Origin of the sequence: Salinibacter altiplanensis (assembly GCF_002894645.1) — a bacterium.
Classification (GTDB): Bacteria; Bacteroidota; Rhodothermia; order Rhodothermales; family Salinibacteraceae; genus Salinibacter; species Salinibacter altiplanensis.
The window spans coordinates 120,513-133,100 of the sequence record NZ_NCQY01000020.1 but is presented as its reverse complement, the minus strand read 5'-3'; the positions used below and the strand labels follow the sequence as shown (position 1 = coordinate 133,100).

Here is a 12,588-nt window from a genome sequence, read left to right as displayed (position 1 = left end):
GGACTCCTCCCAACTGCACTCCGGTACCCAGAGCATCACCGCGACCGACGAGGAGAGGTAGTTGGGAACCCCTTCGTCATCACGAGGGAGACGCTCGATGTAGCGTCGGAGATGCGTCGACACCACGCAGTCCGTGCGCTACGAGGCCATCGAGGCTGGCAGCTCCGCCTTCTTCGTCCCCACCTCCTCGGACGCCCCATCGCCGCCCGGCGTGGGCAGGTCGTCGGGCACGTCCGGCTTTTTGGTCTCCACCGCGTCCGGGTCGGCCGTCTGCTCCGGCAGCTTGGCGGCCGGCACCTGGATGTCGGGCGCGTCGGGCTTGAAGTTGAGCATCACCTCCAGCACGCCCGCCTTCGTCTCCGGCTGCATCAGCTCGTGGCGCAGCGTCGAGGCGTTGTGGAAGCCCTTGAAGTAGCTGCTGTAGTTCTTGCGCATCTCCATCACGCCGGTGCGCTCCCCAAGCCACTCGCACTTGAGCGACAGGTGCTCGGCCACCACCTGCACGCGCTCCTCCCAGTCCGGGGGCGGGGGCAGCTCGCCGGTCTCCATGTATTTCTTGGCCCGGTCAAAAATCCACGGGTTGCCCAGCGCGCCCCGCCCCAGCATGACGCCGTCCACGCCCGTCTCCTCGAACATCGCCTCGATGGCCTCCGGGTCCAGCGCGTCGCCGTTCCCAATGAAGGGCATGTCGCGGGTGCCCTCCTCCTTAATCTTTCGGAGCCACTCCCAGCGTGCGTCGCCCTTGTATTTTTGCTCGCGGGTGCGGGCATGGACCGTGAGCGCCGCCACGCCCATGTCCTCCAGCATGCGGGCCACGTCCACGATGTGGATCGAGTCGTCGTCCCAGCCGAGGCGCGTCTTGACGGTCACCGGGCGGGTGGCCTCCTCCATCACCGCCGCCGTGATGTTGCGCATCTTGTCGAGGTTGCGCAGCACCCCGGCCCCCCCGTCCTTCTGCACGATCTTGCGGACGGGACAGCCGAAGTTGATGTCGATCACGTCCGGCCCGGCGGCGTCGACCATCGGCGTCGCGTTCCGGACCTCGTCGATGCCGCCGCCCCACACCTGGATGCCGATGGGCCGCTCCTCGTCGAAAATTTCCAGCTTCTGGTGCTCGTGCTCCTGCTCGCGGAGGAGGCCCGCGGAGGAGACGAACTCGGTGTACATCATGTCGGCCCCATACCGCTTGCAGAGGATGCGGAACGGCGGATCGCTCACGTCCTCCATGGGCGCGAGGAAGAGGGGCCGGTCGTCGAAGTCGAGGTGGCCGATGCGCATCGGGACGGGATCGAATCCGGATTGTAACGACGTGCTACGAAGAGTGTAAAAACACATTCGGCACGGGCGGTGGTTCCAGGAGCGCGTTGGCACACTGGAAGGAGGGAACGTCTTTCTCCCGCCCCTCCTTCTCCCACTCCCCCCTTTCGTCCGTTCTCCGGCACTGTACCCATTCCGACCGCGCGTTCGTAGGTTGGGTGCACGGCTTCTCTCTCCTCAACCCTCTTCGCCTCCATGTCCGACGAACACCGCCCGTCCGTTCTTCGCTCGCTCTCGCTCGCCCTGCTCGCCCCGCTCACGATCCTGCTCACCGGCTGCGGCGGGCCCAACCTTCTCGATCGCCTCGGCGCCACGAACTGGGGCCTCTGGGGCACCATCGTCATTGTGCTCGATCTCGTGGCGCTGGTGGACCTGCTCGGGGACGGGGGCCGAGAGACAACCAGTACCGTCATCTGGGCGCTCCTCATCATCTTCTTTCCCGTAGGCGGCGTGCTCCTGTACTTCATTTTTGGCCGCGGGTAACGAGAAATGCAACTGGACCCGTGGATGTGCAGACAAGACGCCGTGGCCCCTCTCCTCCGTGGAATCGTTGCTGCGCTCGTGACCGGCCTGCTCGTGGCCTGTGGCGGCACCCAGTCCGCCACCGACTCGACTCCGGAGGCACAGTACCGGGCCGCCGTCGAGGATGCCCGCACGGCCGAGCCGTCGGAGATCACGACCGGCCTTACACCCCTCGTCCCGTATAACGACGCGCTTGTCTGGCGCACGGGAAGGGACTCGACCTGGCAGGTGCTCATGGTGACCTGGGGCGGGGCCGACACGCTGCCCGAGGCAACGGCCGGCGACACGGTGACGGCCGAGCACGACGTGTGGGTGACCGCCGTGCCCAAAATCCGACAGTTCTGCCGCGGCCTCGACCGCGACGGCGACGCCCTCCGGCTCCGCCTCGCCCAGCGCCTCGGCCTGCCGCCAACCGCGGACTACGACCGCTTCGTGGAGCTCTGGGTCCGGCCCCGGGACCTCGTGCGCCCCTGCCCCGACCCCGAAGTGACGGACCGCGAGTGCGAACTGCAGTCTCCTGCCCCCGCGGCACACGCACAGGTCAGTGATGCCCACCAGAACTGGTTTCGGGAGCTGAAAGCAACCTCCTACGGCCCGGACGGCTACCCTTTCACCGGCCTCGGCTACACCTACGACTGGAATCCGGCGACCGACGAGGTGGGTCCCAGCGAGTTCGTGCTGCGGCCCGGCGAGCCCGGGATTGTCCGGGCTACGGACTCGACCGCTGCCTACTGCCACGTCGCTGACTGAGTGCCGTCCTTTCACCGCACTTTACACGGCCGCCCGCCGTGATGGCTACGCTGGCGGTGGTCGTATCTGTCCAATCCCACTGTTTTCACGGCTCCATGAGCGCCTCACGCACACTCCCTCTTCTCTACCTGCTGCTTCTCCCGGTCGCCGGGGCCGCACCCCCTTCAATGGCCCAGTCGGCGAACGCGCAGACGGCGGACTCCCCCGATCCGCTCATCGTCGTCTCCATCGACGGCCTCCGCTGGGACTACCTCGACCTGCACGAGGCGCCGACCCTCTCCCGTCTCGCGGAGGATGGGACCCACGTCGAGCACCTGACACCGGTTTTCCCCACGAAGACCTTTCCCAATCACTACAGCACCGTCACGGGCCTTCATCCGTCCGCCCACGGCATCATCGCGAACACGATGTACGACCCGGCGATGGACGCCTCCTTCAGCCTGAGCGACCGGGAGGCCGTCGAGAACCCGGACTGGTGGGGCGGGGAGCCGATCTGGGTGACGGCCGAGCAGCAGGGGCGCACCGCGGCCACGTACTTCTGGCCTGGCTCCGAGGCGCCCGTCCAGGGCACCCGGCCCGCCGAGTGGTTCACCTATGACGAGAGCGTGCCCGGCACCACGCGGGTCGACCGGGCCCTCCAGTGGCTCGACCGCCCGGCGGACACGCGCCCGGACCTCATCACACTCTACTTCAGCCGCGTCGACACGAAGGGGCACTACCACGGCCCGCGCTCCGACTCGGTCGCCGCCGCTTTGCACGAGGTGGACGGCTTCGTCCGGCGCCTGCTCGACGGCCTCGACGCCCGCGGCATGGAGGACGACGTCAACCTCATCGTGACGTCCGACCACGGCATGAGTCCGATCTCTCGTGACCGCACCATCGTGCTCGACGACTACATCGACCCCGACGACGTGCGGATCACCGCCCGGAATCCGGTGGCGATGATGGAGCCCACGCCCGACGTACCGGTCGACTCGGTAGTGACGGCCCTGGACCGCGCCCCGCACCTCTCGACGTACCGGAAGGGGACCCTGCCCGACACGCTCCACTTCGACGGGCACCGCCGCATTCCCTCCGTGGTCGCCATTGCCGACGACCGGTGGAGCATCCGGACACAGGCGTGGATGGATGAGAACCCGGACTGGACCGGCGGCGGCACGCACGGCTACGATCCCCGACACGAGTCGATGCACACCCTCCTCGTGGCCCATGGCCCCGCGTTCCGATCCTCAACCACGATCGACCAGCTCTCCCTGATCCACCTCTACGAACTGATGTCCGCCCTGCTTGACGTAGAACCGGCCCCCAACGACGGGCGGTTGGAAGCAGCGCGGCCGCTCTTGACTCCTGCGGCCGCCCAGACGGCGGAGTAACCCGACGACCGCCTCGTTGCCCCATTCTAAACGGATACAGGCGACTCCTCCCCGAGGCGCACCACCGCGTCGGCGTGCGGGCGTAGCGCGTCGGTGAGGTGACTGGCCACGAGGGCAAGCCCGCCGTCCGCCACGAACTCGTTCAGAAGATCGACGGTGGCCTCGGTGGTGGCGGTGTCGAGGCTGCGGAGGGGCTCGTCCATGAGCACGACCGCCGGCTCGGCCACGAACGCGGCGGCCACCTGCGCCTTCTGCGTCATGCCGCTCGAATAGGTGCCAATGAGGTTTTCGCGGCGCTCGTCGAGCCGGAGGCGGTCGAGCAGGGCCGCGATCCGGGCCGAGCCCTCCTCGTCGGTCCATTGTCCTCGGCTGCGCAGGATCCATTCCAGCAGCTCTTCGGCCGTGAGGTGCTCGGGCAGTTCGGGCCCGGCATGGACGAGCCCGACTCGCTGGAGGTAGCGGTAGGGCGCGTCGTGCACATCGATCTCGCCGTAGCGGACCGTTCCACTCGTGGGGTAGGCCTGCACGGCCAGCAGGCGCAGGAGCGTGGTCTTGCCCGCGCCGTTCGGTCCCACCAGGAGCGTGAGCGTCCCCGGCTCAAACGACCGCGAGAGGCTCGATAGGATGGACGGCCCGTCGCCGTACCGCTTGGAAAGGGCGTCGAGCGTGAGTGGGACAGCCATGGCGCAAATCGGTGTGGAGAAGAAAACGTGTGGGCCGGCGGCTCGTCGCATCGTCGTCGGGACGAAGCGAGGGCTACGCCGCGGGGCGCATCCGTCCTTCCGTTGCGAGGGTCACGGCCGTGGCCGCTGCCCCCGACAGCCCGACGTGAACGGCCGCCCAGGTGGCCACCCAGGCCCAGCCGTAGGTGGTGCCGAATAGCACCACGAGCGCGAGGCTCCCCATGTGCGGCCCAAACCAGCGCAGGTTGACGAACGTGCGGGTCCCAATCCAGTCGCCCACCGACTGCAGAGCCCGCTGGAACGGCTGGGGGGCTGCCGAAGGAGTCCCGAGCACCGCGCAGGCCGCCACCTGCCCAGTGAAAATCAGTGTCAGGTATGTCGTAATGAAGGCGGGGGACACCCCCCGGACGCAGAAGAGCCACAGGCCCAGGTGGGCCACTGCCACGAGGCGGCCAAGGGGCAAACGGCGGTCGAGCTGTCGCACGCTCGCCCAGACGGCCGGACGCCACCGTGAAGGCACCCAGTAGAGCGCGTCGTAGGGCACCGGCGCACGATCGGTGGCCGCCACAGTGCCCCCGCCCATCACTTCCGCGTAAAAGGCCGTGGTGTGGTAGAAGTGCCGGTCGTAGGCAGGGCGCGACTGTCGCAGGCGGACGCCGGCCCAGCCCACGAGGAGAAGGCCGGGCACCCACGCCCATACGGTTAGTCCGTTTGTGGCGGCCGCTGCGGTGGCGATGACGACGCCGACGCCCACCACGAAACACCGGGTGGTGGCGAAGAGGGCCGGCACGAGCCCCCGCGGGAGACTAATCCCCTGTCCCTGCTCCTCCACGGCTCGGGCATACCACTGCCCGGCCCGGCCCTCGTGCCAGGCCTGCGACCGGGCCCCGAGGGTGGCGAAGTGCACGAAGCTGTCCAGCGCCGTGCCCCCAATCAGGAGGAGCGCCTGCCCCAGGGCCACGGTCTTTGCCCCGAGGTACTGAAGGGGCCCCCCGGGATCGCCGTACGCCACGAGGACCGCCGGCCCCACCGCCAGGAGCACGAGCGGCCCCAACCGGCGCGCCTGGTAGCGCAGGAGCCCCGCGGGCGTCCGGTTCAGCCGCTGCAGCATCGAGACGTTCGGATCTGGGAACAGCACGTTCGGGGGCGCTACGGCAAACATCCCCGCTCCCGCGAGCGCCCACAACCGAAGGCCCGCGGCCCGCGTCCCCGGGTCGGCCCCAGCGGCCAGCAGCAGGGCCGCCGCACTCAGCACCCCCAGGAGCAGCCCGTAGGCGAGCCGGGAGGCTCCCCCACGGACGTGACGAATCGGGGCCGGCAGGGAACGAGACGGCACGACAGCGGGAGAGGGTTTTGGGGAGCCAATGGTTGAGAGAACGTATTGCCAAGCAGGCCTCCGTGTCCATGCGCCCCTGGGAAAATCAGACCAAATGCCCCCTGGCCGCACCGAACACACTGTCTCCCGAAAAGAGAAATGCGGCGCCGTCTCCCTTCCGAAAACCTCTTCTCCAACCTGCACGTAGACACCACGGTTCAATGCACTGCTCCGCACTGTCCGCCGCGCCCCACATGTCCACGCGTTCGCTCGCCGACGCCCTCTCGGAGCGCCTGCTCGACGCCTTTCCCGCCGACCGGGCCTACACGAAAACGGACTGGACGGCGGACGCAATGCCGGCCCCTCTCCGACACTACCTGTCCCATCTTCTTCGGCACCACCACCGACGCGAAACGCGCCAGCTGCGCCGGGCCCGGACCGACTGGGTGGACTACGACCATCCGGAGATGGAAGACGCCACCCACGCGTTCCTCGACGCGGCGGAACAGCACCTGCAGGTGCCGCGCGGCCAGTGGACCGACACGCTTCGCACCGCCGCCCGCCGCACGACGAACTACCTCGTGCGCCCGGTCCCCACGCTGAGCGCCTTTGTCTTCGAGGACGCGGCCGGGGCGGTGCCGGTGCCGCAGGTGCAGTGGCGCATGCGCTTCTTCGGGCCGTACGCCTACCTTCGGAACGCCGTGCAGGCCTCCGCCGAGAAGCAGGACCGGGACGCCTTCTCCCCGGACGCCTTTGAGCACGTCCTCCGGCGCGTCGACGAGCGCATAACGGCGGACTTCGAGGCGGGCCGCTGGCTCGACCTCCTCGATCCCCTCTTCGAGACGGCCCGTTGCGCCACCGGGCGGACGCAAGTCCCGCTCTCTCTCCTGCGCACGTTCTTTGAGGAAAAGAACGCCGCCCCCCTCGTGGAGCGCCTCACCACCCACGAACGGACCGAGGACGCCAACACTGTATCCCCCGACACGCTTCAACGCCTCCTCGACACCGCCTCTACCGGGGATGTCTCCCCCAACCACACCACCGAGCCTCGCGACGTGCCGGACGCCCCCCTGGACCCCGACCTCCACACGTCGGCCGACGGGGCCTCCGATCCGTCCCCGAACGCTTCGTCGGAGGCCGCCCCCGAGGCCACCCCGATGTGGAAGCAGTTCGAGCAACACGCCGGCCAACGGCGTACCGAGACGGACGCGTCCGACGAGGATGCCCAGCCCCTCTGGGCCCAGTTTCAACAGAGTCCCTCGGACAAACCCGTGGAGCCCGACACATCATCTCCCACCGACGTACCATCCTCGTCGTCGGACGGACGATCGCCCGTCTCCGACCCCGATGACGACCTGTCGGCCCTGGAACAGGAGGTGTTCGGGCCGTCGCACACGCCGAAGCGCGAGGTGTACGTAGAGGCCCTCTTCGACGGCGACCGGGACGCCTACCGGGACGTCCTGAAGCGCCTGCGCACGACAGAGAGCTGGAGCGACGCCTCCCAAATCATCTCGGGCGATGTGTTTCGGCCCTATCAGGTCAACATCTATAGCGACGCGGCGGTTCACTTCACGAACGCCATCGAGGCGACCTTCCGCTGAAGCATACAGGCCGGTCTTGCTTCCCCATACCTGGAGTTCGAAGGATGGGCACAAGCCTCTGGGGGGCGTGTCTCAGAACCTGGTATGTTGATTTTGGATCGGATGGGGGGAGCGAGCATCGATGAGCCGACAATCGACTCAGGGTCGAGGGCTGTCGTGGAGCGCCCTGAGCGCCAGCGACGCGACGCGAAGCTAGTGCTGCCGTGCCGTGAAGTGCGTTCAGAGTGCTGCCGCCCAAGACCGGAGGCGATGTGTAGGCCCTCACTGCCGCTCGGAGCCCCGAGACAGAAATTGAAACAGGTTCTCAACCCTCATGTCGCGTCCAGCCCGATGTGCTGAATCACCCTGTCGGGGCAGCCGGTCCATTCGGCCACGAACTGATTGCCCTGGTACTGCAGATCCTCCATTCCCATCTCTGAGCTAAAGAAGCCCGACGCGGTCAGGTCGCGGAGGCTGTTGAAGAACTCCACCCCGGGCCGCATCGTCGGCCCGGCGGCCTCCGGCCACGCGATGTCGTCGAGCAGGGCCTGCTGTTGGGCCTCGGTGCACTCGATAAAAGGGGCGTCGTGCCGGTCGAGGCACGTGTAGTCGACCCACGCCAGTCCCCCGCGGAAGGCGGCCTGCTGCTCGTCCCGATCCGGCAGCGCCTCATCGGTCAGGATGAAGTCGATAAATGCCGGCACGCCCGCGTCCGTGGCACTGCCGGAGCGGTCGTCGGCCGGGATGATCCAATCGACGAGGACGCAGACGGTCTCATGCTCGTGGTCCGTGAAAAGCCGGCGGTCGTAGTCCTGCGGCTCCGGCTGGGTCGGGGCCGACTGCGATTGTTGCTCGCGGGCCCGCTGCACTTCTTCGGAGGAACAGGCCACGCTGAAGGTGGGCGCGGCCGCCATAAGGCCCAGCAGTTTGAGGGCGTCGCGGCGGCTGAGGTCGCTCATGGGCGTCGGGAACACGTTGAGGGAACGAGTGCAGAAAGGGACGGGGGACGCGTCCGGCCTCACCGGTTGTCGGCGACAAAGACCGAAGGCCTGGCGGCTCAGATGTTGCCCTTCGTACGCTGGTCGATGATGTACTCCGAGGTGCGCATCGAGAGGGCGAGGATGGTCCAGGTCGGGTTCTTGTGCGGCATCGACGTGAACGGCCCGGCGTCGGCCACGAACAGGTTGTCCACGTCGTGGGCCTGACACTGCGCGTTGAGCACTGAGGTCTCCGGATCGGTGCCCATGCGGGTCACGCCGGACTCGTGGATGATCTCCCCGGGCATGGTGATGCCGTACCCGTCCTCTTTGCTCGGCACCGACCCGAGCGGCTCGGCCCCGGCCGACCGCAGAATCTCGCGCCCCTTTTCCTGCATGTGCTTGACCTGCCGGTACTCCTCCTCCCCCCAAGAATGATGAAAGCGAAGGACCGGAATGCCGTACTCGTCGCGCGTGTCCGGGTCGATCTCGCAGTAGTTGTCCCGGCGGGCAATCGACTCGCCCCGCCCGGACATTCCCACCGTGGCGCCGTAGAAGCGACGGTAGTCGTTCTTCAGCTGCTGGCCGTAGCCACCCCCGCCTTTCTTCTTCGTCTCCTCGTCGCCGGGAAACAGGCCGTTGAGGTTTTGAATGCCGCTCCCAAAGCCGTAGCCCGGCATGCCGCGCCCGCCCCACAGCTCAAAGTGGTAGCCCCGCGGGAAGTCGAGGGCCTGGTCGTGGGCCCACCACGGGATGTAGGCGTGCATGCCCCCGACCCCGTCGCAGTTGTGGGCCGGCTGGTCCATCAGCTGCGGGGCCACGCCCATGACGGTCGCCCCCGTCGAGTCCATCAGGTAGCGCCCAACCGCGCCGCTGGAGTTGGCCAGGCCGTTCGGGTGCTGGCGGGAGGTAGAGTTCAGGAGGAGGCGGGCCGACTCACACGCGCTGGCGGCCAGGACCACCACGTCGGCCTTTACCTTCTGCTCCCGGCGGCTCCGGGTGTCGACGTAAGAGACGCCGGTGGCCTGCCCCTCCTGGTCGGTCGTCACCTCCCGGGCCATCGCGTGGGTGACCAGGGTCACGTTGCCGGTCTGCAGGGCCGGGTCCAGCAGCACCGGCGGCGCCGAGAAGTTCGAGTGGGTGGTGCAGCCCCGGTTGCACTGCGCACAGTAGTGGCAGGGAGCGCGGCCGTTGTGCGGCTCGGTCAGGATTGAGAGGCGGGACGGGATCACCGGAACGCCAACGTCCTCCGCGCCCTGTTTGATGAACTTCTCGTAGCAGCGGGGCTCGGGCGGCTCCATAAAAATCCCGTCGGGGGCGTTGTAGAATCCCTCCTCCGACCCGAAGAGGCCGATCAGCCGGTCGACCCGGTCGTAGTACGGCTTCAGGTCTGAGTAGTCGATGGGCCAGTCCTCCCCGTGGCCGTCCACGCTCCGCCCGTTGAAGTCGTCCGGCCCGAAGCGAAGGGAGATGCGCCCCCAGTGATGGGTGCGCCCGCCCAGCATCCGGGCCCGGAACCAGTTCCAGTTGGTGCCCTCGGCGGTCGTGTACGGCTCCCCCTCAATGTCCCACCCGCCGAGGCAGGCGTCTTTTTCCCCGAAGGGACGGGCCGTCGTCGAGGCGCCCCGGCGGGGCGAGGAGTAGTTCCAGTCAAACATCGCTCCGTCCTCCTCGACGCTCCACTCGGGGCCGGCCTCCAGGACCACCACGTCGGCCCCAGCCTCCGCCAACACCTTTGCGGCCATGCTGCCTCCCGCTCCGGAGCCGACAATGCAGACATCGTACGTGTCGGGGGTCTCTTGAATGAAGGGCATGCAGGCAAGGAGACGTGAAGAGGGACGAACGCCCCTGAAACGTAATTACGAGGCGGATTCAGACGCAACCAAATGTCTCGGCCTGGGCCGACATGTCGAAAATTGGAACCGGTTCCGCGGGCCGTGCAATCTGGAAGCGGTCCCGAACTTCCCTCGATATTGTTACAGAGGGTCCCGTCTTCTATCATGCATGGCCCGAGCGCCACGCCCCCCTGCGCGTTCCTCCGCTACAAATCACCGCCGCCCCCGAGCCATGGACTCGTACTCCCCCCCGGTCAACGCCTCCGATCATGCCACTCGGCCCGACACGCAACACGAGCGGGTCGAGACCCTCATCTTCGATGACCCAGGCGAGATGGCCCACCGCGTGGCCCGGCGCATTGCCACCCTCATTGAGGAACGACAGGCCGTCGAGCAGCAGGCAGTGCTGGGGCTGCCGACCGGGTCCACCCCCATTGGCGTGTATCAGGAGCTCGTCCGGATGCACCGAGAGGACGGGCTCGACCTCTCGAACGTGGTGACGTTCAACCTCGACGAGTACTACCCCATGGACCCGAATAGCCTGCAGAGCTACCACCGGTTCATGGACGAGAACCTCTTCAACCACGTCAATATTCCGAGGGATCAGATCCACATCCCTCGCGGCGACATTCCCTCGGACGACGTGGAGCGCCACTGTGTGGAGTACGAGCACGAGATCGAGAAGGCCGGCGGGATCGACCTCATGCTGCTCGGCATCGGGCGCTCCGGCCACGTGGGCTTCAACGAGCCGGGCTCCGGGCGGCAGACGCGCACCCGCCAGGTGATCCTCGACGAGATCACGCGCAAGGACGCTGCGAGCGACTTTTTTGGGGAGGCCAACGTGCCCCAGGAAGCCATCACGATGGGGGTGGGCACCATTCTCGACTGCGACGAGATTGTGCTCATGGCGACGGGCGAGCACAAGGCCCCCATCGTGCAGCGGGCCGTAGAGGAGCCCCCCTCCCGGGAAGTCACGGCCAGCTACCTGCAGGACCACCCCAACGCCACCTTTTACCTCGACCGGGCGGCCGCCGGCGAACTCACGCGCGAAAAGATGCCGTGGCGCGTCCGCGAGGTCGACTGGACCGACCAGAAGGCCAAGCGCGCCGTCATCTGGCTGTCCGAGACGCTCGACACCCCAATCCCTCGCCTCGAGGCGTCCGACTACTACCAGAACCAGCTTCACAGCCTGGTGCACCGCTACGATGACGTCGACGATCTGGCCCGGGAGGTCTTCGAGGACCTGCGCCAGCGCATCACGTACCGCGAGCACCTGCCCTCCGACGAGCGCGTCCTCATCTTCAGTCCCCACCCGGACGACGACGTGATTTCGATGGGGGGCATGTTCGATGCGCTCGTGTCGAACGGCAACGACGTCACCGTCTCGTATATGACAAACGGGTCGGTGGCCGTCTTCGACGCCGACGTGCGCCGCTACCTCCGCTTCATCGGCCTCAGCAGCGACACGCTCAACATGAGCGAAGAGGACCTGTCGGGCTTCCGCGGCCGACGCGACGAAATCGAGGCCTTTTTTGCCAGGCGGAACCCGGCCGAGGTAGACCCCTCGGAGGTACAAACCCTCAAGGCCCACATCCGGTACGGCGAGGCGATCGCGGCGATCGAGGTCATGGGACTGGACGCCGATCACGCCGAGTTTCTGGACATGCCCTTCTACAAGACGGGGCGCGTGCGCAAGGATCCGATTACGGAGGCGGACGTGGAGGTGGTGCACGACCTGCTGACAGCGGTCGAGCCCACACACATCTTCGTGGCCGGGGACCTCTCGGACCCCCACGGTACGCACCGGATGTGCTACAAGGCCATCAAGCAGGCCCTCCGACAGTACACCGACGAGACCAGCGTGCCAGCTGGGGCCAATGGAGAGGCCCCCGACACAAGCGAAATGCCCCGTCCTCGGCCCCTCGTGTGGCTGTATCGAGGGGCGTGGCAGGAGTGGCCGCTCCACGAGGCCGACGTGTTCGTGCCCCTCTCCAAAGCCGACCTCGACCGCAAGGTGGAGGCCATCTTCAAGCACGAGAGCCAGAAGGATCGGGCGATGTTTCCCGGGGCCTACGACGACCGCGAGTTCTGGGAGCGAGCCCGCGACCGCAACCGCGACACCGCCGACGCCCTGAACGGCCTGGGCCTCCCGGAATTCTACGCCGCCGAGGCGTTCGTGACGACCCACGACATGCCCTGACGCTCCATCGGCACCGTGGGGCGATGGGCGGTGGGG

At 67.5% G+C, this 12,588-nt stretch carries 10 protein-coding genes; 5 read left to right on the top strand and 5 right to left on the bottom strand.

Going from position 1 to position 12,588, the window contains the following annotated elements; translation table 11 throughout:
* Nucleotides 1-138: 138 nt before the first annotated feature.
* The gene (gene dusB / locus B7R93_RS08095; RefSeq protein WP_232798193.1) at nt 139-1,278 is read right to left on the bottom strand and encodes a tRNA dihydrouridine synthase DusB; all 1,140 of its coding nucleotides are present in this window, start codon (nt 1,276-1,278) and stop codon (nt 139-141) included.
* Nucleotides 1,279-1,512: 234 nt separating this feature from the next.
* Between dusB and B7R93_RS08090 the strand changes: the two genes are divergently transcribed.
* From B7R93_RS08090 to B7R93_RS08080, 3 genes are all read left to right on the top strand, one after another.
* Nucleotides 1,513-1,800, top strand: coding sequence for a PLDc N-terminal domain-containing protein (locus B7R93_RS08090; protein WP_103020283.1), 288 nt, complete (start codon nt 1,513-1,515; stop codon nt 1,798-1,800).
* A gap of 24 nt (nt 1,801-1,824) precedes the next feature.
* Nucleotides 1,825-2,589, top strand: a complete 765-nt coding sequence (locus tag B7R93_RS08085) for a hypothetical protein (RefSeq protein WP_232798192.1) — start codon at nt 1,825-1,827, stop codon at nt 2,587-2,589.
* Nucleotides 2,590-2,684: 95 nt separating this feature from the next.
* Nucleotides 2,685-3,962, top strand: coding sequence for an alkaline phosphatase family protein (locus B7R93_RS08080; protein WP_232798191.1), 1,278 nt, complete (start codon nt 2,685-2,687; stop codon nt 3,960-3,962).
* A gap of 26 nt (nt 3,963-3,988) precedes the next feature.
* Here B7R93_RS08080 and B7R93_RS08075 read toward each other — a convergent pair whose 3' ends face one another.
* Together B7R93_RS08075 and B7R93_RS08070 are read right to left on the bottom strand one after the other, a co-directional pair.
* Complete coding sequence (locus B7R93_RS08075; protein ID WP_103020281.1) at nt 3,989-4,645, bottom strand: ATP-binding cassette domain-containing protein; 657 nt, start codon at nt 4,643-4,645, stop codon at nt 3,989-3,991.
* 73 nt (nt 4,646-4,718) lie between these two features.
* Entirely contained in the window at nt 4,719-5,981 is a 1,263-nt protein-coding gene (locus B7R93_RS08070) for a hypothetical protein (protein ID WP_103020280.1), read from the bottom strand.
* Nucleotides 5,982-6,214: 233 nt separating this feature from the next.
* Between B7R93_RS08070 and B7R93_RS08065 the strand changes: the two genes are divergently transcribed.
* Nucleotides 6,215-7,561 (top strand): hypothetical protein, encoded by a 1,347-nt coding sequence (locus B7R93_RS08065; RefSeq protein ID WP_232798189.1) that lies wholly within the window; start codon nt 6,215-6,217, stop codon nt 7,559-7,561.
* 311 nt (nt 7,562-7,872) lie between these two features.
* Here the strand turns inward: B7R93_RS08065 and B7R93_RS08060 are convergent, their stop codons facing one another.
* Nucleotides 7,873-8,499, bottom strand: coding sequence for a gluconate 2-dehydrogenase subunit 3 family protein (locus B7R93_RS08060; RefSeq protein ID WP_103020279.1), 627 nt, complete (start codon nt 8,497-8,499; stop codon nt 7,873-7,875).
* Between the two features lie 98 nt (nt 8,500-8,597).
* Nucleotides 8,598-10,331: a GMC family oxidoreductase gene (locus B7R93_RS08055; protein ID WP_103020278.1), complete on the bottom strand. Its 1,734-nt coding sequence runs from the start codon at nt 10,329-10,331 to the stop codon at nt 8,598-8,600.
* Nucleotides 10,332-10,584: 253 nt separating this feature from the next.
* Here B7R93_RS08055 and nagB point away from each other — a divergent pair, with 253 nt between their 5' ends.
* Nucleotides 10,585-12,552, top strand: coding sequence for a glucosamine-6-phosphate deaminase (nagB, locus tag B7R93_RS08050; RefSeq protein WP_103020277.1), 1,968 nt, complete (start codon nt 10,585-10,587; stop codon nt 12,550-12,552).
* The last annotated feature ends 36 nt before the right edge of the window (nt 12,553-12,588 follow it).

What these genes read in the sequence shown, in the direction of transcription:
- dusB (WP_232798193.1), bottom strand. Translation starts at nt 1,278, where the DNA reads ATGCGCATCGGCCACCTCGACTTCGACGACCGGCCCCTCTTCCTCGCG.
- B7R93_RS08090 (WP_103020283.1), top strand. Translation starts at nt 1,513, where the DNA reads ATGTCCGACGAACACCGCCCGTCCGTTCTTCGCTCGCTCTCGCTCGCC.
- B7R93_RS08085 (WP_232798192.1), top strand. Translation starts at nt 1,825, where the DNA reads ATGTGCAGACAAGACGCCGTGGCCCCTCTCCTCCGTGGAATCGTTGCT.
- B7R93_RS08080 (WP_232798191.1), top strand. Translation starts at nt 2,685, where the DNA reads ATGAGCGCCTCACGCACACTCCCTCTTCTCTACCTGCTGCTTCTCCCG.
- B7R93_RS08075 (WP_103020281.1), bottom strand. Translation starts at nt 4,645, where the DNA reads ATGGCTGTCCCACTCACGCTCGACGCCCTTTCCAAGCGGTACGGCGAC.
- B7R93_RS08065 (WP_232798189.1), top strand. Translation starts at nt 6,215, where the DNA reads ATGTCCACGCGTTCGCTCGCCGACGCCCTCTCGGAGCGCCTGCTCGAC.
- B7R93_RS08060 (WP_103020279.1), bottom strand. Translation starts at nt 8,499, where the DNA reads ATGAGCGACCTCAGCCGCCGCGACGCCCTCAAACTGCTGGGCCTTATG.
- B7R93_RS08055 (WP_103020278.1), bottom strand. Translation starts at nt 10,331, where the DNA reads ATGCCCTTCATTCAAGAGACCCCCGACACGTACGATGTCTGCATTGTC.
- nagB (WP_103020277.1), top strand. Translation starts at nt 10,585, where the DNA reads ATGGACTCGTACTCCCCCCCGGTCAACGCCTCCGATCATGCCACTCGG.